28 protein-coding genes and 1 tRNA gene are annotated in these 24,086 nt (G+C 62.6%); 16 read left to right on the forward strand and 13 right to left on the reverse strand.

Annotated elements, in window-relative coordinates:
* Positions 1-48: 48 nt before the first annotated feature.
* From K3758_RS08870 to K3758_RS08880, 3 genes are read left to right on the forward strand one after another with little or no spacing between them, the layout of a single operon-like run.
* The gene (locus tag K3758_RS08870; RefSeq protein WP_259944061.1) at positions 49-795 is read left to right on the forward strand and encodes a precorrin-6A/cobalt-precorrin-6A reductase; all 747 of its coding nucleotides are present in this window, start codon (positions 49-51) and stop codon (positions 793-795) included.
* Positions 792-1,424: a DNA-3-methyladenine glycosylase gene (locus tag K3758_RS08875; RefSeq protein WP_259944063.1), complete on the forward strand. Its 633-nt coding sequence runs from the start codon at positions 792-794 to the stop codon at positions 1,422-1,424. Before K3758_RS08870 ends, K3758_RS08875 begins: the two co-directional genes overlap by 4 nt.
* Entirely contained in the window at positions 1,421-2,086 is a 666-nt protein-coding gene (locus K3758_RS08880; protein ID WP_067267442.1) for an alpha/beta hydrolase, read from the forward strand. The genes K3758_RS08875 and K3758_RS08880 overlap by 4 nt, the downstream gene beginning before the upstream one ends.
* Here K3758_RS08880 and K3758_RS08885 read toward each other — a convergent pair.
* Positions 2,083-2,526 carry a VOC family protein gene (locus K3758_RS08885; RefSeq protein WP_259944065.1) on the reverse strand — a complete coding sequence of 148 codons (444 nt, stop codon included), beginning with the start codon at positions 2,524-2,526 and terminating at the stop codon, positions 2,083-2,085. The two genes, K3758_RS08880 and K3758_RS08885, sit on opposite strands and share 4 nt — an antisense overlap.
* Before the next feature lie 145 nt (positions 2,527-2,671).
* On the opposite strand from K3758_RS08885, the gene K3758_RS08890 reads away from it, so the two are divergent.
* Entirely contained in the window at positions 2,672-3,256 is a 585-nt protein-coding gene (locus K3758_RS08890) for an HNH endonuclease (RefSeq protein WP_067621954.1), read from the forward strand.
* A 3-nt stretch (positions 3,257-3,259) separates the two neighbouring features.
* Here the strand turns inward: K3758_RS08890 and xth are convergent, their stop codons facing one another.
* Positions 3,260-4,042 (reverse strand): exodeoxyribonuclease III, encoded by a 783-nt coding sequence (gene xth, locus K3758_RS08895; protein WP_259944066.1) that lies wholly within the window; start codon positions 4,040-4,042, stop codon positions 3,260-3,262.
* Between the two features lie 348 nt (positions 4,043-4,390).
* Here xth and K3758_RS08900 point away from each other — a divergent pair, with 348 nt between their 5' ends.
* On the forward strand, positions 4,391-4,654 hold the full coding sequence (locus K3758_RS08900; RefSeq protein WP_259944069.1) for a DUF6749 family protein: 264 nt from the start codon (positions 4,391-4,393) through the stop codon (positions 4,652-4,654).
* Between the two features lie 53 nt (positions 4,655-4,707).
* Positions 4,708-5,769 carry a DUF6902 family protein gene (locus K3758_RS08905; protein WP_259944072.1) on the forward strand — a complete coding sequence of 354 codons (1,062 nt, stop codon included), beginning with the start codon at positions 4,708-4,710 and terminating at the stop codon, positions 5,767-5,769.
* 16 nt (positions 5,770-5,785) lie between these two features.
* Here the strand turns inward: K3758_RS08905 and K3758_RS08910 are convergent, their stop codons facing one another.
* Positions 5,786-6,109, reverse strand: a complete 324-nt coding sequence (locus K3758_RS08910) for an iron-sulfur cluster assembly accessory protein (protein ID WP_067627534.1) — start codon at positions 6,107-6,109, stop codon at positions 5,786-5,788.
* A gap of 96 nt (positions 6,110-6,205) precedes the next feature.
* Between K3758_RS08910 and K3758_RS08915 the strand changes: the two genes are divergently transcribed.
* From K3758_RS08915 to scpB, 7 genes are all read left to right on the forward strand, one after another.
* Complete coding sequence (locus tag K3758_RS08915; RefSeq protein ID WP_259944077.1) at positions 6,206-7,363, forward strand: deoxyguanosinetriphosphate triphosphohydrolase; 1,158 nt, start codon at positions 6,206-6,208, stop codon at positions 7,361-7,363.
* A 48-nt stretch (positions 7,364-7,411) separates the two neighbouring features.
* On the forward strand, positions 7,412-8,032 hold the full coding sequence (locus K3758_RS08920; protein WP_259944079.1) for a hypothetical protein: 621 nt from the start codon (positions 7,412-7,414) through the stop codon (positions 8,030-8,032).
* A gap of 117 nt (positions 8,033-8,149) precedes the next feature.
* Positions 8,150-9,895 carry an arginine--tRNA ligase gene (argS, locus tag K3758_RS08925; RefSeq protein ID WP_259944081.1) on the forward strand — a complete coding sequence of 582 codons (1,746 nt, stop codon included), beginning with the start codon at positions 8,150-8,152 and terminating at the stop codon, positions 9,893-9,895.
* Positions 9,896-9,974: 79 nt separating this feature from the next.
* Positions 9,975-10,982, forward strand: coding sequence for an SPOR domain-containing protein (locus tag K3758_RS08930; protein ID WP_259944083.1), 1,008 nt, complete (start codon positions 9,975-9,977; stop codon positions 10,980-10,982).
* Positions 10,982-11,989: a beta-N-acetylhexosaminidase gene (gene nagZ, locus K3758_RS08935; protein ID WP_259944086.1), complete on the forward strand. Its 1,008-nt coding sequence runs from the start codon at positions 10,982-10,984 to the stop codon at positions 11,987-11,989. Before K3758_RS08930 ends, nagZ begins: the two co-directional genes overlap by 1 nt.
* Positions 11,982-12,776, forward strand: coding sequence for a ScpA family protein (locus K3758_RS08940; protein ID WP_259944089.1), 795 nt, complete (start codon positions 11,982-11,984; stop codon positions 12,774-12,776). The genes nagZ and K3758_RS08940 overlap by 8 nt, the downstream gene beginning before the upstream one ends.
* Positions 12,777-12,779: 3 nt before the next feature.
* Positions 12,780-13,436, forward strand: a complete 657-nt coding sequence (gene scpB, locus K3758_RS08945) for an SMC-Scp complex subunit ScpB (protein ID WP_067628995.1) — start codon at positions 12,780-12,782, stop codon at positions 13,434-13,436.
* A gap of 256 nt (positions 13,437-13,692) precedes the next feature.
* On the opposite strand, the gene K3758_RS08950 is transcribed toward scpB, so the two are convergent.
* The 8 genes from K3758_RS08950 to K3758_RS08985 form a co-directional block, all read right to left on the reverse strand.
* Positions 13,693-14,769 carry a 2'-deoxycytidine 5'-triphosphate deaminase gene (locus K3758_RS08950; protein ID WP_259950043.1) on the reverse strand — a complete coding sequence of 359 codons (1,077 nt, stop codon included), beginning with the start codon at positions 14,767-14,769 and terminating at the stop codon, positions 13,693-13,695.
* A gap of 78 nt (positions 14,770-14,847) precedes the next feature.
* Positions 14,848-14,924: transfer RNA gene (locus K3758_RS08955), tRNA-Pro, on the reverse strand.
* A gap of 67 nt (positions 14,925-14,991) precedes the next feature.
* A complete protein-coding gene (locus tag K3758_RS08960) occupies positions 14,992-16,041 on the reverse strand; it encodes a MerR family transcriptional regulator (RefSeq protein ID WP_259944094.1) in 1,050 nt (349 codons plus the stop codon).
* 3 nt (positions 16,042-16,044) lie between these two features.
* Positions 16,045-16,347 carry an integration host factor subunit alpha gene (gene ihfA / locus K3758_RS08965; RefSeq protein WP_067265868.1) on the reverse strand — a complete coding sequence of 101 codons (303 nt, stop codon included), beginning with the start codon at positions 16,345-16,347 and terminating at the stop codon, positions 16,045-16,047.
* 109 nt (positions 16,348-16,456) lie between these two features.
* Complete coding sequence (locus K3758_RS08970; protein WP_067628999.1) at positions 16,457-17,428, reverse strand: beta-ketoacyl-ACP synthase III; 972 nt, start codon at positions 17,426-17,428, stop codon at positions 16,457-16,459.
* Positions 17,425-18,501, reverse strand: a complete 1,077-nt coding sequence (plsX, locus tag K3758_RS08975; RefSeq protein WP_259944096.1) for a phosphate acyltransferase PlsX — start codon at positions 18,499-18,501, stop codon at positions 17,425-17,427. The genes K3758_RS08970 and plsX overlap by 4 nt, the downstream gene beginning before the upstream one ends.
* A gap of 50 nt (positions 18,502-18,551) precedes the next feature.
* Entirely contained in the window at positions 18,552-18,758 is a 207-nt protein-coding gene (gene rpmF, locus K3758_RS08980; RefSeq protein WP_067629003.1) for a 50S ribosomal protein L32, read from the reverse strand.
* A 201-nt stretch (positions 18,759-18,959) separates the two neighbouring features.
* Positions 18,960-19,511: a DUF177 domain-containing protein gene (locus tag K3758_RS08985; RefSeq protein ID WP_259950045.1), complete on the reverse strand. Its 552-nt coding sequence runs from the start codon at positions 19,509-19,511 to the stop codon at positions 18,960-18,962.
* A 90-nt stretch (positions 19,512-19,601) separates the two neighbouring features.
* Here K3758_RS08985 and K3758_RS08990 point away from each other — a divergent pair, with 90 nt between their 5' ends.
* The 3 genes from K3758_RS08990 to K3758_RS09000 all read left to right on the forward strand — a co-directional run bounded on the left by K3758_RS08990 (position 19,602) and on the right by K3758_RS09000 (position 22,721).
* The gene (locus tag K3758_RS08990; protein ID WP_259944100.1) at positions 19,602-20,066 is read left to right on the forward strand and encodes an outer membrane protein assembly factor BamE; all 465 of its coding nucleotides are present in this window, start codon (positions 19,602-19,604) and stop codon (positions 20,064-20,066) included.
* A gap of 65 nt (positions 20,067-20,131) precedes the next feature.
* The gene (locus K3758_RS08995; protein ID WP_259944101.1) at positions 20,132-20,854 is read left to right on the forward strand and encodes a GNAT family N-acetyltransferase; all 723 of its coding nucleotides are present in this window, start codon (positions 20,132-20,134) and stop codon (positions 20,852-20,854) included.
* 55 nt (positions 20,855-20,909) lie between these two features.
* Complete coding sequence (locus tag K3758_RS09000; protein ID WP_259944103.1) at positions 20,910-22,721, forward strand: ABC-F family ATP-binding cassette domain-containing protein; 1,812 nt, start codon at positions 20,910-20,912, stop codon at positions 22,719-22,721.
* Here the strand turns inward: K3758_RS09000 and K3758_RS09005 are convergent.
* Entirely contained in the window at positions 22,718-23,329 is a 612-nt protein-coding gene (locus tag K3758_RS09005; protein ID WP_259944105.1) for a hypothetical protein, read from the reverse strand. The two genes, K3758_RS09000 and K3758_RS09005, sit on opposite strands and share 4 nt — an antisense overlap.
* On the reverse strand, positions 23,329-24,084 hold the full coding sequence (locus K3758_RS09010; RefSeq protein WP_259944106.1) for a 3-hydroxyacyl-CoA dehydrogenase: 756 nt from the start codon (positions 24,082-24,084) through the stop codon (positions 23,329-23,331). Before K3758_RS09010 ends, K3758_RS09005 begins: the two co-directional genes overlap by 1 nt.
* Positions 24,085-24,086: the final 2 nt, after the last annotated feature.

Genomic DNA, 24,086 nt, shown 5'->3' on the forward strand with positions numbered 1-24,086 from the left:
CTCCGATCCCGCTTGCGCCCGGCGGCAAGCTCGCCGATGATTGCGCCGATGACCGCCCCAAACCGCCCTTCGCTGAACCTTCTTCTGCTCGCTGGCACTGCCGAAGCGCGGCAGCTTGGCGTCGCCTTGGCTGAGGCTGGTCACAGGGCCACCGCATGGCTGACGGAACCGCCGCGCGGCAGCAATCCGATGCCGATGGCGTTTGAGATGCGCGACCCAGAAGATACCGCCGCCTTGCTGCGCGACATGGCGGGTTTTGACGCGGTTTTGGACCTCAGCCATGGGTTCGACGCGGGGCTGAGCCACGCAGGCTTTGCCGCTGCCGCCGCGTTGGATAAGCCCTTTGTCAGTTTTGCGCGCCCCGGCTGGGCTTTGGATGATCCGCTGTTGCGGTCGGTCCCTGATGTGCCCGCCGCCGCCCGTGCGGTGCCGCCCGGGGCCCGCGTCTTTGCCGCCACCGGATGGGCCAGCCTGCCACAGTTTCTGCCGTTTAAGGGGGCGCGCCTCATGCTGCGCCAGACCAGTCGCCATGACCGGCCCGCGCCCTATGACTTTGTGGATCTCATCTTTGGCGATCCGCCTTTCACGGTGGCGACCGAAACCGCGCTGTTTCGCGAGTTTGGCGTTGACCTGCTGATCTGCCGCAACCTTGGCGGCGCGGCCAGCCGCCCCAAGGTCGACGCCGCACTTGCCCTTGGCTTGCCGGTGATCCTCATCGAAAAGCCGCGCCTGCCAGAGGGGGCGCGCTGCCTGACCGACCTTGACGCGATGATAGACTGGGTGGCGCAGCTGTGAGCCTCGCGCCCCCGATTACCTGTGACGCCGATGTGGCCGAGGGAGCCGCTTGGCTGGCCGAGGCTGAGCCGCGTTTTGCCATGGCGCTTGCACGCACCGGTCCGCTGCCCCTACGTCTGCGCCCACCGGGTTTTGCGGGCTTGCTCGACATTATCGTGGGGCAGCAGGTGAGCGTGGCCTCTGCCCGGGCGATCTATGCGCGGCTGGTGGAGGCGGGGTTGGACCGCCCTGAAAACGTCCTGCGCGTGGGCGACGACGGTCTGCGGGCCGCGGGTCTGAGCCGCCCCAAGGCACGCTATGTGCTGGCCTTGGCAGAGCGGGAGTTTGACTTTGACGCGCTGCACTGCCTGTCCGATGACGAAGCCATTGCCGCGTTGGTCGCCATGCCGGGCATCGGGCCGTGGACCGCGCAGGTCTATGTGATGTTCTGCATGGGCCGTCGCGACATCTTTCCAAGTGGCGATCTTGCGTTGCAAGAAGCCGCGCGGGGGCTGTTTGATCTGCCCGCGCGCCCGACGCCGAAAGATCTTACCGCCATGGCCGCCGCTTGGTCACCTTGGCGGTCGGTTGCGGCGCGGCTGCTCTTTGCCTACTACCGGGTGTTGAAACAAAAGGAAGGATTGTCATGACACGGGTTTTGAACGCCGAGCGCCGCGCGCCGGTCTCTGGCACCACACGGTCGGTGGTGGTGTTCCTGCATGGCTATGGCGCGAATGGCGCCGATCTGCTGGGCCTTGCCGATCCGCTGAGCGAGCATTTGCCCGACACGCTTTTCGTCGCACCCGACGCGCCCGAGGCCTGCGCCGGTGCGCCCATGGGCTATCAGTGGTTCCCGATCCCTTGGATCGACGGATCATCCGAAGAGGAATCGATGCGCGGCATGATGAGCGCGGTCGAAGACCTCGACGCCTTCCTCGACGCGCTGATGGTCGACGAAGACGTGCTGCCCGAACAGGTCGTGCTCTTCGGCTTTTCCCAAGGCACGATGATGTCGCTGCATGTGGCCCCACGGCGCGAAGATGCGGTGGCGGGGATCGTGGCCTTCTCGGGCCGTCTGCTCAACCCCGAAGCGCTGGCCGAAGAGGCGCAGGTGAAACCGCCGGTGCTGCTGGTTCATGGGGATGCCGATGACGTGGTGCCGCCGCAATCCTTGCCGCAGGCCGCCGAAGCGCTGCAAGAGGCGGGGTGGCAAGACGTTTACGCCCATGTGATGAAGGGCACGGGCCATGGCATCGCGCCCGATGGGCTGAGCGTGGCGCTGGCCTTCATGCGCGACAAACTGGGGCTTTAACCCTTCATCTCGTCCCAAAGCCAGGGTTCGGCGAACTCGACCGAATTGCCAGCGGGGTCGCGCACATAGAGCGAGCGCGCCCCGTTGGGCCATTCAAAACTGGTGTCGATCTCGACCCCGGCGGCCCGCAGCCGCGTCTCCATCGTGGCGATCTCATCGCGATTCATCGCAAAGCAGACATGCCCCGGGCCGCGCGCGCCATGGGGCGGGACCGGCATTTTCGGGTTGCCGGGCGGTTGCGCCGTGGCGGTGGGGTTGAAGACCAGCAAGACCGAAGGGCCAAGGGCAAAGAACATATGCCGGCCCGGCACCTCCTGAAACAGTTTCAGCCCCAGAATGTCGCGGTAAAACCCCCGCGCCGCGTCTAGATCATCGACATAGACGGCGGCTTCGAGCAGGGATTGCGGGGCGGGCGCATCGGGCAGGGGGCTTTTCGACATGCCACAAGGTTAACAAACTCTGCCCATCTGTCACGCCTCTGTCGTAATCTTTGGGCAAAACCGGCGACATCTAGTGGTTCACCTTTGTCTTGCCAGAGAGAAACCGCGAGATATAGTGACTAAAACGGGCAGAGGACGCGACCAGATGGACGGCGATTTCAGGACCGAATTTACCCGCCACCCGGCGGCGCTCAAACACCACCCCGCGCTGGTGCTCAACGCGGACTACCGACCTTTATCCTATTACCCGCTGTCGCTTTGGCCATGGCAGGAGGCGGTAAAGGCCAAATGGCTCGACCGGGTCGAGATCGTCGCCGAATATGACGAGGTGGTGCGCAGCCCCTCTACGGTGATCAGGATCCCCTCGGTTGTCGTTCTTAAAGACTATGTCAAACCTCAAAAGCGCGTGGCCTTCACGCGCTTTAATTTATTTCTGAGGGATGAATTCCGCTGCCAATACTGCGGCGCGAAGGGCGATCTGACCTTTGACCATGTGGTACCGCGCGCCGCCGGTGGGGTGACCAGTTGGCAAAACGTGGTCGCCGCCTGTAGCCCTTGCAACCTGCGCAAAGGCTCGCGGCCCCTGCACCGCACGGGGCTTGCCCTGCGCAAACCGCCGCGGCAACCCGCCGCCGAAGAGCTGCGCAACATGGGGCGCAAATTCCCGCCCGGCCATCTGCATGAAAGCTGGATGGATTTTCTCTATTGGGATGCCGAGCTTCAGGCCTGAGGCTTAGATATCCAGTTCGACCCAGATCGGCACATGGTCCGAGGGTTTGTCACGCCCGCGCACATCGCGGTCAATCTGGCAATCGCGCAGCCGGTCCGCCACGGTCGGAGACAGCAGAAAATGGTCAATGCGGATGCCGTTGTTGCGGTTCCAGGCGCCGGCCTGATAATCCCAGAATGAATAATGCCCCGGCCCTTGGGTGCGCGCCCGAAAAGCATCTGTCAGCCCGAGGTTCACCAGCCGCCGCCACGCCGCGCGGGATTCGGGGCGAAAGAGGGCGTCTTCGCGCCAGCTGTCGGGTTTGGCCGCATCTTCGGCCTGCGGGATGATGTTGTAATCGCCCGCCATGAGGAAGGGCGTTTCTTCGGCCAGTAGCGTCTCGGCACGGGCTTGTAGCCGCGCCATCCAAGCGAGTTTATAGTCATACTTTGGCCCCGGCACCGGGTTGCCATTGGGCAGGTAAAGCCCGCAGACCCGCAGCGCCATATCGTCACCCACGACCGTGGCCTCAATCCAGCGCGCCTGATCGTCTTCGTCATCGCCGGGCAGGCCGCGGGTCACATCCTCCAGCGGGAGTTTCGACAGGATCGCCACACCGTTGAAAGATTTCTGCCCGTGGGTCTCGACGTTATAACCGCGCTCTTCGAGCATATCGCGGGGGAAGGCCTCGTCGACCGACTTGATCTCTTGCAGCACAACCACGTCCGGCTGCGCCTCGTCGAGCCACTCGGGCAGGGCCGCGGCGCGGGCTTTGATACCGTTGATGTTAAAACTCGCGATTTTCATATCCGGCCCTCTTTCGACGTGGGTCTGCTATCGCGCAAATGCGGTGGCGGAGCAAGAGGGAGGGTTGCGCGCTTAGGGTGATTCTCTCTAGGGGTCTTCTAGTATGACTAGAACCACGCACGTCTTTCCCACTGCATTGTTCTGCAACAGCTTTGTGGAAAGCTTTTAGTTCGCACCTCGCAGAAGAGGGAAAGTCGAACAATTGGTCGAAACTGTGGCGCGAACCTAATGTGGATAACTTAGCCAGTACAATAACTTAGGCGAAAAATCCTTGGCGAGACCCGTTTAAAGTGCATCAGTAATTGTACTACATCTTTAAATTGCAAAGCCCTTTGAAAGGACACCACGATGACCGCTATTCCCGCAGGTAACTTCGCCCCCGTAACAGCGCCTGAAACACAGGACAAGCCGATGATGCTCGGCGCAGGGGTTGGCCTTTTCACCACCGGTCTTAACCGCGGAGGCGGTGACATGCTGATGGGTGAGGGGACCGAGATGTTCACCACCGGTCTGCACCACGACAGCGGCAGCATCGCGCAGGGGGCGGGGGTCGGTCTTTTCACAACCGGCCTCGCGTCGACAGAGGCGCAGGTGCTGCGCTTCGATGCCTGAAACTGGTTCAAGCGGGCGGCCCCGTCGCCCGCTGTTTCCCATCTGGAGGCGCTATGATGACCAATGTTGTTCTGCTGAGATCTGCCGACTGCTGTGACCCGGACACTCAAACCGCCCGCTTGATCCGCAGCTTTGCGACAGAGCGTCGCGCTCAGGGGGATGTTTTTTGGCTCAAGGAAAACGCCGAACTGCTTGGAGTGCTGGCAAGCACGGGGGCTGCGCTGGACGCCGAGGCGCTTGAGCCGCTCGGCGCATTCCACGCAGGGTGCCGGGATCTGCTGCGCGATTTCCCGCAATACTACCGTTTTATCCTGTCGATCTGCCTCGACCTCGAGGCCATCGGCCTGCCAAAGCAACAGGGTGCGGCGCTCTGCGGCAGGGTTGCGCGGGCGGATCTGGAAGGCGCGGAACTGTCGGACCTGCAACGCGCCGAGGCCCGCCGTCTGCTGCGCCGTCGGGGTGTCGGGCCGCAGGTCGGTGACGGGGCGCTTGGCCAGCGTCTGCGCGACTTCGTCTCGCGCAGTGTCACCTTTGCCATGCCCAATCGAAAGGCGGCTTATGAGCTGACACATATCATTTTCTACCTGTCGGATTATGGCGGCCAGATTCCCGAACTGCCAGACGAGACACTAAAGAGCCTGCATTTTACTGGGTTGCTGGCCTTTCTGGATCAGGACATGGATCTGCTGGCCGAGGTCTGCGCCGCGCTGCGTTTCAGCGGCAATTACCCAAGCCCACTGTGGGAAGATGCCATCGCGGCCTACCACCGCGCCCTGCGCATTCAAGCCGAGCCGGATGCCCCCATGCAGGACGATTATCATGAATTTCTCGTCACCGGCTGGGCCGTGAAAATCGCAGACCGTCCGTCACAGGCCCAAACCATTCCGCAAGGCGCGCTGCGCTTTCACGCCGCCCGCAGCGGGCATGGTGCGCTGCGCCCGCTGGCGGCTTGCTTGAATGATATGGGGGCGCAGCGGCGCGCGGATTGGGGGTATATGCGCCCCCATGTTCTGTCTTATCTCGGACCTGACAGCCATGCGATCTTGCTCGCAGCCGAACGCTCTGGCCCGCATTTCGAACAGTTTTTCGAGGGGTTCGCACGGGCGCGCGCCTGAACGCGCCCGGATGTGCTCACATCGAAAAGGACGTGCCGCAGCCGCAGGCCGCCGTGGCATTGGGGTTCTCAATCGTGAACCGCGCGCCGATCAGTTCTTCGGTGAAGTCGATCACCGCATCGGCCAGAAACGGCAGGGACACGCTATCGACCACCACCTTCTGACCGCTGCCTTCCAGAACGAGGTCATCCTCGGCAGGCTCGTCCAGCGCAATGTCATACTGGAACCCTGAGCAGCCGCCGCCTTCGACAGCGACGCGCAGGGCCTTGCCTTCGTCGGCGGCGCCGATCTCGGCAAGGCGTTCAAAGGCGCGGGGGGTGACTTTAGGGGGCAGGTTCATCTGCGGGCTCCGATGCATCGGTTTTCATTCGCGTTCCCCTAACATATAGAAACCACAAGGACAGGTCACAAGGACCGCGAGAGAGGACCAGCCGCAATGCGCGCAGAATTCGCCTCGGATCCGGACACCGCCAAGGGACGGTTGGTGCCGGAGGAGGAAAGCACGTTTCGCTCCTGCTATCAGCGGGACCGGGACCGGATCATCCACGCCTCCGCCTTTCGGCGGCTCAAACACAAGACTCAGGTCTTTGTGGAGCATGAGGGCGATTATTTCCGCACCCGTCTGACCCATTCGATCGAGGTGGCGCAGGTGGCGCGCACCATCGCGGGCGCGCTGCGCTTGAATGGTGAACTGACCGAGGCCGTGGCGCTGGCGCATGATCTGGGCCACACGCCCTTTGGCCACACCGGCGAGGATGCGCTGCACAAGCTGATGGCGCCCTACGGTGGGTTTGACCACAACGCGCAGGCGATCAAGATCGTCACCACGCTAGAGCGGCACTATGCCGAATTCGACGGGCTGAACCTGACGTGGGACACGCTCGAAGGGATTGCCAAGCACAATGGGCCGGTCATGGGCAGCGTGCCCCATGCGCTGGCTGACTATAACGCGCGCCATGATCTGGAACTGCACACCCATGCGAGTGCAGAGGCGCAGGTGGCGGCACTTTCCGATGACATTGCCTATAACAACCACGACCTGCACGACGGTCTGCGGGCAGGGCTGTTCACCGAAGCCGAGATTGCCGAGCTGCCCATGGTCGGCGCGGCCTATGCGGAAGTGGACCGGCTCCACCCCGACACCGACAGCTACCGCCGCCGCCATGAGGCGCTGCGCCGGGTCTTTGGCGTGATGGTCGGCGATGTGATCGAAACATCGTCTAAACTGCTGAAAGAGTCGGGGGCCACATCGCCCGATGACATCCGCCATCTGGGCCGTCCGGTGATCCGCTTTTCGGACCCTGTCTGGCAGGACCTGCGCGAGATCCGAAAGTTCCTTTTCACCCGGATGTACCGCGCCCCTTCGGTGATGGAGAATCGTGAGAAGGTCACCAAGGTGGTCGAAGATCTCTTTCCGCTGTTTTTATCCCAACCCAATCTGTTGCCGCGCCACTGGGCGGCGGCAATCGAGGCGGCAGAGAATGAAACCACGCTGGCGCGGATGGTCTCGGATTACATTGCGGGCATGACTGACCGATTTGCGTTGCAAGAACACGCCCGTCTCTTTGGCAGTGATTTGCGCAGCTTCCGCTAATCTTTGCGGCATGGTAGCCTGCCTTTTGTGATCCATAGGTGACGTGACATGATACAAACCCCCGTTCTGCCGGAAAGCCTTGCCGGTGACGCGACCTTTGCGATCCTTTCGGCGGGTCAAGCGCCGGGCCCAACGGTCGCCAAACGCGCGGCTGGTCTGGGGGCCGAAGTCGTGGCGATGGACCGTGATCCCGCCGTGCTGGCACGGCTGATGAGCCAGTCGACCGCAAGGGTCGAAGGGCTGGCGCTTGCCGGGGATCTGGTCAGCCGGTTCGAGCCTCTTTACCGCAATTGGGGCGGCACGCCGCTGCATTTGGTGTTGAACCTGATGCCGCTTGACCCAGACGATTGCGCCAAGGGGATGGACGCGCAGATCCGGGGGCTGTCTGCCCTGGTGCGGGCCTTGGGCCGTGGCTTGGTGGCCGGGCAGGGGTCTGTCGTGACCGTCCTGCCGCGGCCCAGCCAGCCGCTGGCGCTTGCCGGTCATGGGATGATCGGCGCTTTCGAGGCCGCCAATGCCGCGCTCGATAAGGTTTTTGGCGCACGCGGGCTGCATTTCCACCTGATTACGGTGCCCGAGGGGCAAGCCGACCTCGCGGCAGACAGCGCGCTGTTCCTGGGGTCCGAGGCTGGCCGACGGCTCCGAAGTGGGCGTTTGGACCTCGGCTGATACCGCCGCTTCAAACGCCATCCCTCACATGGGCCCTCACATCGGCCATCGCGGCCTGCCGCTTGATTGACTGCACCCCCGCACATGATAAACGGGCGGGGAACAAGGATACCCGACATGAACCTATTTGCCGAAATTCGCCATCTTATCATTGCGACGCTGGAACAGATGGTCGCGCAGGATGCCCTGCCTGCGACCCTGAACTTTGACCCGATCACCGCCGAGCCGCCGCGCGACCCCGCGCATGGCGATATGGCGACCAACGCCGCGATGGTGCTGGCCAAGCCCGCGGGCATGAAGCCGCGCGATATCGCCGAAGCATTGGCCGCCCAGTTGCAAAACGATGCGCGCATCACCTCTGCCGAAGTGGCCGGCCCGGGCTTTATCAACCTGCGGCTTTCGCCTTCGGTCTGGCAGAACGTGGCCCGGCAAGTCTTGAACCAAGGCACCGACTTTGGCCGCGCGATCCTTGGCGCGGGTCAGCGGGTGAACGTCGAATATGTCTCGGCCAACCCCACCGGGCCGCTGCATGTGGGCCACACCCGTGGCGCGGTCTTTGGCGATGCGCTGGCCAGCTTGCTGGATTTCGCAGGCTACGATGTGACGCGCGAATATTACATTAACGACGGCGGCGCGCAGGTCGATGTGCTGGCGCGCTCGGTCTACCTGCGCTACCTCGAAGCCAATGGCAAAGAGGTGGCCTTTCCCGATGGCACATACCCCGGCGACTACCTGATCCCGCTGGGCGAGGCGTTGGCCAAAATGTATGGCGACAAGCTGGTCGACCAACCTGAGAGCGAATGGCTCGATCATATCCGCGACTTTGCGACCGATGCGATGATGAACCTGATCCGTGAGGATCTGGCAGCCCTCGGCGTTGAGATGGATGTCTTCTACAGCGAGAAATCCCTCTACGGCACTGGCCAGATCGAAGCGGCGATTGCTTCTCTCGAAGCCAAAGGGCTGATCTACGAAGGCGTGCTGGAGCCGCCAAAAGGCAAGAAGCCCGAAGATTGGGAACCGCGCGAACAGACGCTGTTCAAATCCACCGAACACGGCGATGACGTGGACCGCCCGGTCAAGAAATCAGACGGGTCCTGGACCTATTTCGCCCCCGACATCGCCTATCACTACGACAAGGTCAGCCGCGATTTCGACATGCTGATCGACGTCTTTGGCGCGGATCATGGCGGCTATGTCAAACGGATGAAGGCGGCTGTTTCGGCATTGAGCGATGGTCATGTGCCGCTCGACATCAAGCTGACGCAATTGGTGAAACTCTTTAAAAACGGCGAGCCGTTCAAGATGTCCAAACGGGCAGGGACCTTTGTGACCCTGCGCGATGTGGTTGATCAGGTGGGCCCCGATGTCACGCGCTTTGTCATGCTGACGCGCAAGAACGACGCGATGCTCGACTTTGATTTCGACAAGGTGCTGGAACAAAGCCGCGAAAACCCAGTGTTCTATGTGCAATACGCCCATGCGCGGGTGGCTTCGATCCTGCGCAAAGCCCAAGAGGCCGGAGTCGAGGTTGCCGATGCCACGCTGATGGATGCGGATCTGACCAAGCTTGACCATGATGCCGAGCTTGGCCTGCTGCGCAAACTGGCCGAATGGCCGCGTCTGGTCGAAACCGCCGCGCGCAGCAACGAGCCACACCGGGTGGCCTTCTACCTCTATGAACTCGCGTCCGATTTCCACAGCCTCTACCACTTGGGCCGTTCCGAAGACGGGCTGCGTGCGTTGCAAGAAGGGGACGCTGCCACATCGCAGGCAAAAATCGCCCTGTCGCGTGCCGTTGCGATTGTAATTGCGGCGGGTCTTGGTATTCTTGGGGTCACACCGGCGCAGGAGATGCGATAACCGCACCAGCGCGCCGAAAACAGGCAACCCCATGACCAGACCCGCGTGGCGATGTATCACGCCGGGCAAAGAGGCAGAGATGGCAGATTTCACGTCTTCCCCGACGACGGCGGGCTATGCGCCCGATTCCGCGCATGGCTACGCAGTGGGCAGCGGGCCCAAGACCCTGACAACGCTCACCAATATCGCAGGCGCTGTGGTTTCCTTGGCACTTGTCGCGGGGATTGGTGTTTGGGGCTACAAGCTGCTGGTGCGTGATGTGACCGGCATTCCGGTGGTCCGCGCCATCGAAGGCGAGATCCGCGTGCGCCCCGATGAGCCGGGCGGCGAATTGGCCCGCCATCAGGGCCTATCGGTCAATGTCGTTGCCGCCGAAGGCAGCGCCGGTCGCCCCGCAGATCAACTGCGCCTCGCGCCGCGTCAGATGGAATTGCAAGACGAAGACCAGCCCGTTCAAGTGGCGATGGTTGCCGCAAAGACACAGGGCAATGCGACCCCCGCAGTCGCCCATGAGAATGACGGCGACCTGATCGATGCCTCCGCCGCGATCCGTTCTGGCAATGTTCAAGACCTCGTGGCGCAGCTGACCAATGGTGTCGCACCGCTCTCCGGGGCGGGCGCCTCTGGTGATCCGGTCGATGCCGCCGTGGCGATGGCGCTGGCCGATACCTCCGTGCAGCCGAAAGTCGTCAAGGCCGTATTGAACGCGCCCGGCGTGCGCAACTCCCTGCGTCCGCGCCGCCGCCCGGCAGGCGGTGCCGTGGTGACACCCGCCGCAGTCCAGAGCAATCCGGTCGCAGCCGCCGCCCAAGAGGTTGATCCCGCGGCCCTTCCCGCTGGCACCCGGATGGCCCAGCTTGGTGCCTTTGACAGCCCCGAGGTTGCCCGCGAACAATGGGACCGTTTGCAGGGCCGTTTCGGTGCCTATCTCGAAGGCAAGAACCGCGTTGTACAAAAGGCCACCAGCGGCGGGCGGGTGTTCTATCGCCTGCGTGCCATGGGCTTTGACGACATCGCCGATGCGCGGCGCTTCTGTTCGGCACTTGTGGCCGAAAACGCGGATTGCATCCCGGTGGTGATGCGCTGATGCGCCCCTTCGGGGCCACGATCCTCGACGCGATGGGCCATCAACTCAGCGTCGAGGAAAAAGCGTTCTTTCGTGACGTGCGGCCCTTCGGCTTCATCCTTTTCGCCCGCAACATCGTCAGCCCGGATCAGGTCCGCGCGCTATGTGATGAGATGCGCGAGGCAGCAGGCCATGAGGCGGTGATCACCATCGACCAAGAGGGCGGCCGCGTGCAACGCATGCGCGCCCCGCTGTGGCGCGATTGGATGCCGCCGATGGAACTGGCCGCGCGCGCCGGGGAACGGGCGACGAAGGCCTTTTACTTGATGTACCGGATCATCGCCCATGAGCTGCACAGCGTCGGGATCGACAGCAACTGCGCGCCACTGATCGATGTGGCGGGGCCCAACACCCATCCGTTTTTGCGCAACCGGTGCTATGGCGAAACGCCGGGGCAGGTGGCCCAGATTGGCCGCGCCGTTGCCGATGCGCTGCTGGCCGGGGGCGTGCTGCCGGTGATGAAACATATGCCCGGCCATGGCCGCGCGACGCTCGACAGCCATCACAATCTGCCCCGCGTGGATGCCCGCCGCATTGATCTGGAGGCCGTGGATTTCGCGCCGTTCCGCAGCCTGCGCGACCTGCCGATGGGCATGACGGCACATCTGGTCTATGACGCGCTGGACGACACCCCCGCGACCCTGTCGCCCGAGGTGATGCGGATCATCCGCGATGATATCGGCTTTGACAACCTTGTGATGACCGACGATATTTCGATGAAAGCCCTGCAGATGACCCCGGCCGAAAGCACCCGTGCGGCCATTGCGGCGGGCTGTGATGTCGCGCTTTTTTGCAATGGACCGCTGGAAGAACGCCGCGCCGTGGCCGAGGCCGCAGGCGAGATGACTACAGCTGCCCAGACCCGCGCGCTGCGTGCGTTGGATGCGCGGCAAACCCCCGATGACGTTGACATCGACGCCCTCAGCGCCCAGCTTGAGACGCTTCTGGGCGGGGAATTGCATGGCTGACACGACATTCGAGGAAGACAGGGACGGGGCCGGCGGCTCCGTGGCCGACCGGCTGGCTGCCGAGGCGTTCATCATTGATGTCGAAGGCTATGAAGGGCCGCTTGACCTGCTGCTGTCGCTGAGCCGGACGCAAAAGGTCGATCTGCGCAAGGTTTCAGTGTTGCAACTGGCAAGGCAGTACCTGGCCTTTGTCGAGCGTGCCAAAGAGCTGCGGTTGGAACTGGCGGCGGATTACCTTGTTATGGCCGCATGGCTGGCTTTCTTGAAATCACGCCTTTTGCTGCCGCCGGACCCCACCGAAGAAGGCCCCTCGGGCGAAGAAATGGCCGCGCATCTGGCTTTCCAACTGGAACGCCTGCAAGCGATGCGGGACGCTGCCGCACGCCTGATGGCGCGGGATCAACTGGGCCGGGATTTCTTTGCCCGCGGCCAGACCCAAGAGATCACGATCGTCAAAAAGGTCACCTATACCGCGACGTTGCTGGACCTGATGCAGGGCTATGCGCGCACCCGCACGCGGGAGGATTTCCGCCCCTTTGTGATGGACCGCGACAAGGTCTTTACCATGGAAGAGGCGCTTGAACGGATGCGCGGGTTGATCGGCTATGCGGGCGATTGGGGTGATCTGAACAGCTACCTGCCCGAGGGCTGGGAAAGCGATCCTGAGCGCCGCCGCTCAGCGACCGCAGCGACCTTTGCGGCCTCTCTGCAATTGGTCAAAGAGGGGCATATGGAGATCCGTCAGAAAGAGATTTTCGCCCCCATCCAACTGCGCAAGAAGGATTGATGCGTGTCGGAAGAGATTGAAACGAAAGAAAAGAAACTGTTCGACGCGCCCTCGCTGGCCGAACAGGAGCGTATGATCGAAGCCGTGCTTTTCGCCAGTTCCGAACCAATCACGCTGCGTGAATTGGAACAGCGGCTGCCGCGCGGCTCTGACGTGGGCGAGGCGATGGCCTTTCTGCGCCACCGCTATCAGGGGCGCGGCGTGCAGGTGATGAAAGTCGGCGACGCCTATGCTTTTCGCACCGCGCCGGACCTTGGCTTTTTGATGCATCGGGAAACGGTCGAGACCCGCAAACTCAGCCGCGCCGCGATCGAAACCTTGGCGATCATCGCCTATCACCAGCCAGTCACCCGCGCCGAGATCGAAGAGATTCGCGGCGTGGCCGTGTCACGCGGCACGGTGGATCAGCTGCTTGAGATGGAGTGGATCCGCTTTGGCCGCCGTAAGATGACGCCGGGCCGTCCGGTGACCTTTGTGGTCACGCAGGAGTTTCTGGATCACTTCGGTCTGGAAAGCGCACGGGACCTGCCGGGGCTGAAAGAACTGCGCTCTGCTGGGTTGCTGGAAAACCGCCCGCCCGCCGGTCTGCTGCCCACCGTGGGCGATGGCGAGGACGAGCCGGAAACCACCGAAGGCCAGAGCGAGCTGTTCGAAGATTGATCGGGGCCGGGGCTGACTTACGCCCCGCCGCCACTACATCAGGGGGGCTGATCCAAGGGAGAGGGCTGATGAAACCGATCGTCAATATGGTTCTGCGCCATGTCATGCGCCGCTTAATGTCACGAGGTACTGGCGTGGGAAAACGGCCTGCGGGCAAAGGCCGCACGCGCGGGAGCAGCGCTTTCAATGCGCGCAATGCGCAGCGGGGGATACGCTTGCTGCGCCGATTTCTTCGCTCGCGGTAGGCAGGGGTCGGTCAGACGGAGCGGAAATGCTTCGACAGCTTCAAACCCTGACCTTGGTAGTTCGACGCGATGTCGGCGCCGTAAAGCTGGCTGGGGATCTGCGCCATATGCTCATAGACCAAGCGCCCCACAACCTGCCCATGCTCCAGCACAAAGGGCGCCTCGTGACAGCGCACCTCAAGTACCCCGCGTGAGCCTGCACCACCTGCTTCGGCATGGCCAAAGCCCGGATCGAAGAAGCCTGCATAGTGCACGCGGAACTCTCCGACCATTGCCAAATAGGGTGCCATTTCAGCGGCATAGGCGGGCGGGATCGTCACCGCTTCGCGGCTGACAAGGATATAAAACGCGCCGGGATCAAGGATGATCTGGCCATTGGTGCTGTGCACCTCCTCCCAATAGGCGGCGGGGTCGTAATGGCCGATTTTGTCGAGGTCGATCACCCCGGTATGCGGCTTCGCGCGGTAGCCCACAAGGCTGGTGCCGGGCAGCCGCAGATCGACGGAAAAGCCCAACCCTTCGTCGATCACGGCAGTGCCATCCACCAGTGGCGTGGTGTCATGCAGCGCGCGCAGGGCGTCATCATCGAGCGTCGCATCCCCGCTGCCAAAGCGGATTTGATTCAACCGCATACCGGGACGCACGAGCACCGAGAAGGAGCGGGGGCAGATCTCGGCATAGAGCGGGCCGGTATAGCCCGGCGCGATCCGGTCAAATTCGGTGCCGCCGTCGGTGATGGTGCGGGTCAGAAGATCAAGCCGCCCGGTGGAGCTTTTGGCATTCGCCACGGCAGAGACGCCTTCGGGCAGGGCCAGCTGCTCCATCAGCGGCACCACATAGACGCAGCCTTTTTCAAGCACGGCCCCGTCGCTGAGGTCGACGCGGTGCATCTCGAATTCTTCCAAACGATCCGCGACCTTGGCCCCGTGCCCCGCAAGGAAAGACGCGCGCACGCGATAGGCGACATTGCCGAGCCGCAGGTCAAGGCTGGCGGGCTGGATTTGCGCCGAGGTCACCGCCGGATCGGCGGCAATGGCACCGCTGTCGATCATCGCTGCAATCTGCTGGTTGGGGAGCACCCCGTTCATCGCATTGGGCATCAAACGGGGCCTTTCAAATGACAAACGCCCGCGCGTTACCGGCGCGGGCGTATTGTTGTAGTCGGTTGGTCGGGCTAGCAGGACTCGAACCTGCGACCTTCCGTCCCCCAGACGGACGCGCTACCAGGCTGCGCCATAGCCCGACTACGTGGGCTTCATACCCGATCTCGCAGGGGGCGCAAGAGGGAATTGCCAAACTTTTCATCGCGATTAGTAATTTGTTTCGGTGCCGGGTTCCGCGGCCATCCGCGCGCGCAATTCGGCCAGATCCAGCAGCAGACCGGCAACCCGAGGTTGCACGTCACGCGGCAGACGGTGGACACGGGCGCCCACGCTCAGCAGCCCCGGGCTGGCGGGGAAATCGGCTTCGGGGGTGAAATCAGGCAGATCGATGATCGCGGGTTTGGGCGTGTCGTCGAGCTCGTCTTCCTGGCGTGTGGCTTCTGCGGTCTCAGGCGTGGGATCGGGCGCCGTGTCGGTTGCCTGTTCAGGTTCGGACGCCAGCGGGCGTTTGAGAAAATCGGGGAGGCTGGCGTTTGATGCCGGTTCAGGCTCGGACGGTTCTGGCTTAGATGGGATGGACATAGCCGGGGCGGGCTCAACCGCTGCATCAGCGGCGGGTTCATCTAATTGCGGCGCATCCGGCGTCGCGCTGTCAGACGGGGCCAGCGGATCAGGCGTGGCCCGTGGGTGGTCATCGGCGGGCGGCACGGGCGAGCGGCGCGGCATCGCCACAGGCGCGGCCTCCGCTGCTTTCGGTGTCTCTTCGACAGGCGTCGCCATCGCTGCGCTTGCGGGCTCTTCGACGGGCAGGGCGTTCTTATCCAGCTCGGCGGCAGGCTCTGCCTCTTCGGCGTCTTCGCCCGAGACATCGGCCTCGGGCGCAGCGTCAGACTTTGCGCCGCCAAAGTTCAGAACCACCCCGGTTTCCGGGCGAATGATGTCAGGTTTGGGGGCGGGCCGAGGCTCCGCAAAATCCAGCTCATCAAGCGGGGCGGAGAGGGAGGACACATGGGTCATCCCTTCCTCGCGGAGGATCTTTTGGACGCCTTTGATGGTCAGCCCGTCATCGTGCAAAAGTTTCTTGATCCCACCCAGCAACAGCATGTCGGCCGGGCGGTAATAGCGCCGCCCGCCAGCCCGTTTGATGGGTTTCACTTGGGTGAACTTACTCTCCCAGAACCGCAGAACATGGGCCTGAATACCGAGCCAGTCAGCGACTTCGGAGATGGTGCGAAAAGCGTCCGGCGATTTGACCATGGGTCAGGACTTGTTGCCTTCGGCAACGCGGTCTTTCATCAAATGCGAGGGGCGGAAGGTCAGCACCCGGCGCGGATTGATCGGAACCTCTTCGCCGGTTTTCGGATTGCGGCCCACACGCGCGGTCTTGTCGCGTACCGAGAAGGTGCCGAAAGAGGAAATCTTGACCTGTTCCCCGTCGACCAGAGCGTCGGACATATGCTCAAGCACTGCTTCGACCAGTTGAGCACTCTCATTACGAGAAAGACCGACTTCACGAAATACAGCTTCGCTTAAATCCATGCGCGTCAATGTCTTGTTCGGCATTATATCCCCCATGCTTTCCAATAGCATATGCTGCTCAGAATTTTAGAGTCAACATCAATGCCCGGATCGAGCACGATTCGGCAGAGATTTTCCACGTTAGCTCAGGGACTTACCAGCGCAGAACAACAGAGCCCCACGCCAGACCGCCGCCAATGGCTTCGGTGACGATCAGATCGCCCTGTTTGATCTGGCCGCGCTCACGGCCCACAGACAGCGCCAGCGGGATCGAGGCCGCCGAGGTGTTGCCGTGGTCCTGGACGGTCACGACCACGCGCTCCATCGGCAGGTTTAATTTCTTTGCGGTGCCTTGGATGATGCGGATGTTGGCCTGATGCGGCACGATCCAATCGACATCTTCGGCGCTGACGCCGGCGCGGTCCATCGCGGTATTGGCGGTGGCGGCAAGTTTCTCGACCGCGTGGCGAAACACTTGGTTGCCCTGCATCCGCAGATAGCCGGTGGTGCCGGTCGAGACGCCGCCATCGACGTAGAGCAGATCGCGGTAGCGTCCGTCAGAATTCAAATCCGTCGCCAGGATGCCCCGGTCGGACGGGCTGTCGCTGCCGTCTTGCGCCTCAAGCAGCAACGCGCCCGCGCCATCGCCAAACAGCACACAGGTCGAGCGGTCAGTCCAATCCATGATCCGGCTAAAGGTCTCGGCTCCGATCACCAGCACATTGCGCGCCTGACCGGATACGATCAACGCATTGGCGTTTGCCAGCGCATAGACGAAGCCAGCGCAGACCGCCTGCACGTCGAAGGCAAAACCACTGGTCATGCCCAATTCGGCCTGCACCATGGTCGCGGCGGAGGGGAAGGTAAGATCAGGCGTGGAGGTGGCCACGACGATCGCGTCAACGTCAGAGACATCGCGCCCTGCGTCTTCCAGCGCCTTGCGCGCTGCGGCGCTGGCCATGGTGGAGGTCGTCTCTCCTTCGGCAGCAAAGTGGCGGCGTTCGATGCCCGAGCGCGAGCGGATCCATTCGTCATTGGTGTCGAGGGTCGCTTCAAATTCGGCATTTTCCACGACACGGGCGGGCAGGTAGTGGCCACAACCAGTGACAACGGCGCGCAGGCTCATTTGACGGACTCCTCGGCTGGCAGCGTCGCGGCGACGCGGGCGGCCAGCTTGTCATTGAATTTATTCTGCGACAACTGAGCGGCGAGTTTGATCGCAGCAGAGATGCCGGTCGCATCGGCAGAGCCGTGCGATTTCACCACTGTGCCGTTCAGACCCAGAAAGACGCCACCGTTTACACGGCGCGGGTCGATCTTTTTGCTGAGTCGGCGCAGGGATGTATAGGCCAGCAGCGAGGCCAGCCGGGACAGGGGCGAATATTTGAACGCCTCGCGCAGGCGGTTGCCGATCATACTCGCGGTGCCTTCGCCGGTTTTGATCGCGACATTGCCGGTAAAACCGTCGGTCACGATGACATCGGCACGGTTGCCCGAGATATCGCCGCCCTCAACAAAACCGACGAATTCAAACCCCGTGGCATCGCCTTGGGCTCGAATCAGATCATAGGCTTCTTTAAGTTCGGTGCGGCCCTTATGCTCTTCGGTGCCGACGTTCAGCAGACCGACGCGGGGGCGCTCCAAATCCATGCCGTTGCGGGCATAGGAGGTGCCCATCAGCGCAAAACGCAACAGATCATCGGCGTCGGCGCGCACATCGGCGCCCACGTCAAGCATCACGTTAAACCCCTGCGGGTTGGAAGACGGGTAGAGCACGGCAATCGCAGGGCGATTTACGCCCGGTAATTTACGCAGCCGTATCATCGACATCGCCATCAGCGCGCCGGTATTGCCGCAAGAGACAGCCACGGCCGCCTCTCCGCTGCGCACGGATTCGATGGCTGACCACATGGAGCTGTCTTTGCCGGTACGCACGACTTGGCTCGGCTTGTCGTCCATCGTGACGACATCCGTGGCGTGACGTATTTCGCAACGGCCCGACAACTCGCCGCGTTTGGCGATCAAAGGCTCCAGCTGATCACGGGGACCATGCAGGATAAAACCAATGTCGGGATTTGCTGTCGCAGAAAGCGCACACCCGGCAACAACTGCTGCCGGGCCTTCGTCACCCCCCATCGCGTCGACCGAGATCAGGGTGTGTCCGGCTTTCGCGTTGGGGTGATCGGGCTGGGCCGTCATCAGTGCGAATGCCTCACTGCCTTAGAGAAAACCTTGGAAACAAGCGTAGCTTATGCTGCGTCGTCTTCCAGGTCTACTTCTTCGGTCAGGGCGACAACTTCGGTGTCGTCATAGTGACCGCAAGCAGCGCAGATGTGGTGGGGGCGCTTCAGCTCACCGCAGTTCGAACATTCGTTCGGGTTCGCTGCGGACAGCGAATCGTGGGCGCGGCGGTTGTTGCGGCGGGATTTGGATACTTTATTCTGTTGGACAGCCATGTCTGGTGCCTTTGCCTTCGGGGTTGCTGACGTGCATGTGGCAGGCCGCAACCGTGTTTCAATTCGGACCCCGTTTCGGGCGTGACGACGCTTTAGGGCCGCAGCCGCGCAATGTCCAACCTTAATTCGGGTGAGGGCGGCAAAATAACGCGAATTCGCCGCGATGCAAGCGTGAATACCCGCGGTTTTCCGCCTGTTTCTTTAGGTTTCGTCTTTCTTTAGCGCATCGCGCAGGGCACCCAAGCCCGCGAAGGGCCGCGCGTCTTCGTCGGTCATCGGCTTTTGCCCGGGTTCGGCATGGACCATCTGGCCCAGTTCGACATCGCCCTTGCGGGGGTATTCCGGGACTTCCAACGCCAGCGCCTCAATCATCACCTGCGCAGGGTCGATCCATTGACCCAGCGGTTCGGTGGTGTCGTCCTCGGGCATTTCGACCTCCTCCTCATCGGGGAGTTCGAAATCATGGACGAAGCGGCGGGTGATATGCGCGTCGATGCGCGTGGTGACGGGTTCCAGCGTGACCACGCAGGGCTGCACCACGGTCGCGCCCAGTTTCCCGTCAAGCTGCCAGTCCTGTTTGCCGAGGGGTTTGATGCTCCCTGAAAAGCTGAGTTTGCGCAGCGCGGAGAGGGTCAACTCCTCGGCGATCTGCGCCAGCGCCTCTGCCTCAGGGCGCAGCGCAAAGCCGTTTGGCTCCGTCTGGGACAGGTCAGCGACCCGTAGAGCGGTGGGCGTAGGTGGTTTGCGCGACATGAGATCCGACTTTCGTTTCTTGTACACTTGGGGTGCCTTGGTGTATGCGAAATAAAAGCCATAATCCGTCAGGGCAAGAGGGCAGAGCAAATGCGCAAATCGAAACAGACCGGCAAGACGAGTCTCCGGCTCGCAGGTATGGGCCTTGCACTGCTTCTCACAGCCTGCAGCCCGCAGTATGAAAACCACGGTTATGTGCCGCCGCAAGACCAGCTTGAGCAGGTCGTTGTTGGCAGCGATACCAAGGCAAGCGTCGCCCAAAAGATCGGTGTGCCCACCGTTTCAGGTGTTTTGAGCGATGATAGTTACTATTACGTTAAGATGCGCAAACGGGCTCTGGGCTTTCTGGCCGCCAAAGAGATCGAGCGTGAAGTGGTGACCGTCAGCTTCAATGAGGCCGGTGTGGTGTCGAATGTCGAACGTTTCGGGCTGGAACGCGGGCAAGTTGTGCCGCTGTCGCGCCGCGTGACGACATCGCCAGTCGCCGACAACACCTTCCTGCGTCAGCTTCTGGGCAACCTCGGCCGCTTTAGCCCCTCGGCATTCGGCAGCTAAGTTTCCCCCGGCCTGTCCCGCCGGACGGTCGGCGGGGCAGCGGACAAGCGAAGGCGACCTCGCAGATGACCCATGCGCCCGCGGGCCGATATCTGACGCGCGAAGCCATCACGCCTGCTGACATTACCCGTGCGCAGACGCTTCGGGCGCAGTGTTTTCAGACCGGAACCACCCCAGACAGAGACCCCTTCGACGCGGCTGCACAGCATTTTCTGGTCGAGGACCGCGCCAGCGGTACGCTGATCTGCTGCTTTCGCCTGACGCGGTTTCAGGGCACGAGCCTTGGCCAAAGCTATGCTGCGCAATTCTATGACCTGAGCCGCTTGCACGGTATGGAGGGCGCCATGCTGGAACTTGGGCGCTTTTGCATCCATCCAGATTGGCACGACCCCGATATTCAGCGCCTTGCTTGGGGGCAGTTGGCGCGAGAGGTCGACCGCAGCGGTGCGGCGCTTCTGTTCGGCTGTTCCTCCTTTGCGGGCACCGATCCAGCCGCCTACCGCGATGCCTTTGCCCTCTTGAAACAGCAGCATCTTGCCCCGGCACACTGGCGGCCAGCCGCCAGAGCCGCGGATATCCACGCCTACGCCCGCGACAGTCATACCGCCGATCCCCGGCGCGCGCGCCAGCAGATCCCGCCGCTGCTGCGCAGCTATCTGGCGATGGGGGGATGGGTCAGCGATCACGCCGTGATCGACCGGCAGATGAACACGCTGCACGTCTTTACCGGGCTAGAGATCGCCGCGATCCCACCCAACCGCGCGCGGCTCTTGCGCGCATTGGCCTGACCCGGGCGCGCCTTTGGACATTGACCTTACCCGCGCCGAGAGATAGCTGGCGGGCATGGCACGCGCACCCCTTTTACAACTCACCGACATTTCGCTGACCTTTGGCGGCGATCCTGTTTTCGAAGACCTCTCACTGGTGATTCAGACCGGCGACAGGCTGGCTTTGGTTGGCCGCAACGGCTCGGGCAAATCGACCCTGATGAAGGTCATGGCCGGGCTGGTGGAGCCCGACAGCGGTGCGGTGATTGCCGGGCCCGGCGTGTCGGTCGGCTATATGGAGCAGGAACCCGATCTTACGGGGTTCGAAACGCTTGGCGAGTTCGCCGCCCACGGTCTTGATCCGGGCGAGATGTACAAGGTCGAACGCGCGGGCGAGGGGCTGAAGTTCGACCCCGCACGCCCCGTCGCCACCGCTTCGGGCGGCGAACGTCGCCGTGCGGCACTGGCGCGGCTGATGGCAGAAGAGCCAGAACTCATGCTGCTGGACGAGCCGACCAACCACCTCGACATCGAAGCCATCGCTTGGCTCGAATCCGAGCTAAAGGGCACCCGCACGGCCTTTGTCATCATCAGCCACGACCGCGCTTTCCTGCGCGAATTGACCCGCGCTACCCTTTGGGTGGACCGCGGTGCCGTGCGCCGACAGGACATCGGTTTTGAGGGCTTCGAGGCTTGGCGCGATCAGGTCTGGGAAGAAGAGGACATGCAGCGCCACAAGCTGAACCGCAAGATCAAGGCCGAGGCCCGTTGGGCGGTCGAAGGCATCTCTGCGCGGCGCAAACGCAATCAGGGCCGGGTGCGGGCGCTTCAGGATCTCCGCGCCGAACGGTCGGCCCAGATCAAACGGCAAGGCACGGCGGCCATGGCCTTGGAGGCCGGGCCGAAGTCTGGCCGCAAGGTGATCGAAGCTGCGGGGATCGCCAAGAAATTCGGTGACAAACAGATCCTGCGCGATTTCTCGATCACTGTGCAACGCGGCGACCGGATCGCGCTGGTGGGGCCGAACGGCGTGGGCAAGACCACACTGCTGAACATGCTGATCGGGAAAGAACAGCCCGATTCAGGCGAAATTAAGCTCGGCACTAATCTGGAGCTGGCACTTTTCGATCAGGCCCGTGCGCAGCTTGACGGGGACATGACCCTTTGGGACAGCCTCACGGGGGATCCTGACATGCGCGTGTCGGGCAAGGCCGATCAGGTGCTGGTGCGCGGACAGCCCAAACATGTGGTCGGCTACCTAAAAGAATTCCTCTTTGACGAGGGGCAGGCCCGCGCGCCTGTGCGCTCGCTCTCAGGCGGGGAAAAGGCGCGGCTGCTGCTGGCCAAGATCATGGCGCGGTCCTCGAACCTTTTGGTGCTCGACGAGCCGACAAACGATCTGGATGTCGAGACGCTTGACCTGATGCAAGAACTCTTGGGCAACTACGACGGCACCGTGCTGCTGGTCAGCCACGACCGTGACTTCCTTGACCGCGTGGCCGCCACCACCATCGCCATGGAAGGCGACGGGCGTGCCACAGTCTATGCCGGCGGCTGGAGCGACTATCTGGCGCAGCGCGGCCAGGATGATTTTTCCGACAGCGTGGTAAAGTCCAAGCCCGGCAAGGCCGAGCCGAAAGCAGAGAAGAAACAATCCGCCTCAGGTCTCAGCTTTACCGAAAAGCACCGGCTCGAAGCGCTGCCGGGTGAGATTGAGCGTCTTGAGGCGGAGATCGGCAAACTCGAAGAACTGCTCAGCGACGCTGAGTTGTTCACCCGTGAGCCGGTGAAGTTCCAAAAGGCCACCGATGCGCTGGTGCAGCGGCACGAAAAGCTGTCCGACGCCGAGGAAGAGTGGATGGCGCTGGAGGAAAAGGCGCAGGGTTAACCCCCCGCGTCTTTCAGGGCGATCTGCGGCCGGTATCCATTGCGGAAGGCGGCGACGCTGCTGGGCGGAGTGAGCAGGGTGACACGGCCCCGAGGGCGTGGTTGCGCCGGGCCGTAGCCTGACGGCTGATAGGGGTGGAAGGCATCGCCGAACAACACCCCACTCTGGCCTTCATGATCTAAGACAAAGGCCCCGTCTGGCAGGTCGTGCACCACCACATCCGGATGGCGGCGCTGTCGAAAGACGCGCGGCACGGCGCGTTCGGCGTGCAACTGACGGTCAAGGGCCGCAGCAGGCCTCGACACATCGCAGCACGCCCGAAACTGCCGGTAATCCGCGGCGCGGCATTCAGCGCAGGGCCGGTGACCAGCGGCAAAGGCCACAGCCTCATCCAGAAAGAAAAGCTCGGTATAGTGCCGCGGGGCCATCAATTGCCGTCGACGGCCCTTGAAGCTGAGCACACAGCACACCCAATTCTGATGCGCCCAACGGCGTTTGGGGTGTAGACCGTTTGCATCGTGCAGGATACCGCGATTGCCCATGAACCCACCCCGCGCGGGGTGGGCGATGATCTCTCCATCAGGCTGGACGCGGTTTTGCAGCGGCATCAGCGCATCCGCAGCGCCCCATCAAGGCGGATAACCTCGCCGTTGAGATAGCCCATTTCAACGATGAACCCGGCCAACCGCCCGTATTCCGACGGATCACCGAGGCGCTGCGGGTTGGGGACATCCTTGGCCAGATCCGCTTGCACTTCTTCCGGCAGACCCGCCAGCATCGGCGTTTTGAAGATACCGGGCGCGATGGTCATCACGCGGATGCCGTCTTTGGCCAGATCCCGCGCCATGGGCAGGGTCATGCCTACGATCCCGCCCTTGGACGCGGCATAGGCGGCTTGGCCCTTTTGACCGTCGAAAGCGGCGATTGAGGCGGTGTTGATGATCACCCCCCGCGCGCCATCGACTTCGGGAGTGTTCTTGGCCATGGCCACCGCTGCAAGCCGTGCCACGTTGAAACTGCCGACAAGGTTGATGTCGACCGTGCGCTGAAAGGCGTCCAAGGGGTGCGGCCCGTCGCGGCCTGTGGTCTTGATCCCAAGCGCAATGCCTGCGCAGTTCACCGCCGCCGTGATCCAGCCCATCTTTTCCTGAGCATGGTCCACCGCTTTTTGGACCGAAGCCTCATCCGTCACATCGGTCATGACGAAATGCCCGCCGATTTCCTTGGCCACAGATTCGCCCCGTGCGGCGTCACGATCCAGCAGGGTGACCTGTGCCCCCTGTGACGCAAAATAGCGCGCCGTGGCTTCGCCAAGCCCCGATGCGCCCCCGGTGATGATGGCGGCTGTACTGTCTAGTTTCACGA

Source organism: Sulfitobacter sp. W002 (assembly GCF_025142135.1).
GTDB lineage: Bacteria > Pseudomonadota > Alphaproteobacteria > Rhodobacterales > Rhodobacteraceae > Sulfitobacter > Sulfitobacter profundi.

What these genes read in the sequence shown, in the direction of transcription:
- K3758_RS08995 (WP_259944101.1), top strand. Translation starts at nt 20,132, where the DNA reads ATGACCCATGCGCCCGCGGGCCGATATCTGACGCGCGAAGCCATCACG.
- K3758_RS08930 (WP_259944083.1), top strand. Translation starts at nt 9,975, where the DNA reads ATGGCAGATTTCACGTCTTCCCCGACGACGGCGGGCTATGCGCCCGAT.
- K3758_RS08910 (WP_067627534.1), bottom strand. Translation starts at nt 6,109, where the DNA reads ATGAACCTGCCCCCTAAAGTCACCCCCCGCGCCTTTGAACGCCTTGCC.
- nagZ (WP_259944086.1), top strand. Translation starts at nt 10,982, where the DNA reads ATGCGCCCCTTCGGGGCCACGATCCTCGACGCGATGGGCCATCAACTC.
- K3758_RS08885 (WP_259944065.1), bottom strand. Translation starts at nt 2,526, where the DNA reads ATGTCGAAAAGCCCCCTGCCCGATGCGCCCGCCCCGCAATCCCTGCTC.
- K3758_RS08950 (WP_259950043.1), bottom strand. Translation starts at nt 14,769, where the DNA reads ATGAACGGGGTGCTCCCCAACCAGCAGATTGCAGCGATGATCGACAGC.
- K3758_RS08905 (WP_259944072.1), top strand. Translation starts at nt 4,708, where the DNA reads ATGATGACCAATGTTGTTCTGCTGAGATCTGCCGACTGCTGTGACCCG.
- K3758_RS08890 (WP_067621954.1), top strand. Translation starts at nt 2,672, where the DNA reads ATGGACGGCGATTTCAGGACCGAATTTACCCGCCACCCGGCGGCGCTC.
- K3758_RS08940 (WP_259944089.1), top strand. Translation starts at nt 11,982, where the DNA reads ATGGCTGACACGACATTCGAGGAAGACAGGGACGGGGCCGGCGGCTCC.
- K3758_RS09000 (WP_259944103.1), top strand. Translation starts at nt 20,910, where the DNA reads ATGGCACGCGCACCCCTTTTACAACTCACCGACATTTCGCTGACCTTT.
- xth (WP_259944066.1), bottom strand. Translation starts at nt 4,042, where the DNA reads ATGAAAATCGCGAGTTTTAACATCAACGGTATCAAAGCCCGCGCCGCG.
- K3758_RS08920 (WP_259944079.1), top strand. Translation starts at nt 7,412, where the DNA reads ATGATACAAACCCCCGTTCTGCCGGAAAGCCTTGCCGGTGACGCGACC.
- K3758_RS08960 (WP_259944094.1), bottom strand. Translation starts at nt 16,041, where the DNA reads ATGGTCAAATCGCCGGACGCTTTTCGCACCATCTCCGAAGTCGCTGAC.
- argS (WP_259944081.1), top strand. Translation starts at nt 8,150, where the DNA reads ATGAACCTATTTGCCGAAATTCGCCATCTTATCATTGCGACGCTGGAA.
- K3758_RS08970 (WP_067628999.1), bottom strand. Translation starts at nt 17,428, where the DNA reads ATGAGCCTGCGCGCCGTTGTCACTGGTTGTGGCCACTACCTGCCCGCC.
- K3758_RS08870 (WP_259944061.1), top strand. Translation starts at nt 49, where the DNA reads ATGACCGCCCCAAACCGCCCTTCGCTGAACCTTCTTCTGCTCGCTGGC.
- K3758_RS08880 (WP_067267442.1), top strand. Translation starts at nt 1,421, where the DNA reads ATGACACGGGTTTTGAACGCCGAGCGCCGCGCGCCGGTCTCTGGCACC.
- K3758_RS08990 (WP_259944100.1), top strand. Translation starts at nt 19,602, where the DNA reads ATGCGCAAATCGAAACAGACCGGCAAGACGAGTCTCCGGCTCGCAGGT.
- K3758_RS09005 (WP_259944105.1), bottom strand. Translation starts at nt 23,329, where the DNA reads ATGCCGCTGCAAAACCGCGTCCAGCCTGATGGAGAGATCATCGCCCAC.
- rpmF (WP_067629003.1), bottom strand. Translation starts at nt 18,758, where the DNA reads ATGGCTGTCCAACAGAATAAAGTATCCAAATCCCGCCGCAACAACCGC.
- ihfA (WP_067265868.1), bottom strand. Translation starts at nt 16,347, where the DNA reads ATGCCGAACAAGACATTGACGCGCATGGATTTAAGCGAAGCTGTATTT.
- K3758_RS08900 (WP_259944069.1), top strand. Translation starts at nt 4,391, where the DNA reads ATGACCGCTATTCCCGCAGGTAACTTCGCCCCCGTAACAGCGCCTGAA.
- plsX (WP_259944096.1), bottom strand. Translation starts at nt 18,501, where the DNA reads ATGACGGCCCAGCCCGATCACCCCAACGCGAAAGCCGGACACACCCTG.
- K3758_RS08985 (WP_259950045.1), bottom strand. Translation starts at nt 19,511, where the DNA reads ATGTCGCGCAAACCACCTACGCCCACCGCTCTACGGGTCGCTGACCTG.
- K3758_RS08915 (WP_259944077.1), top strand. Translation starts at nt 6,206, where the DNA reads ATGCGCGCAGAATTCGCCTCGGATCCGGACACCGCCAAGGGACGGTTG.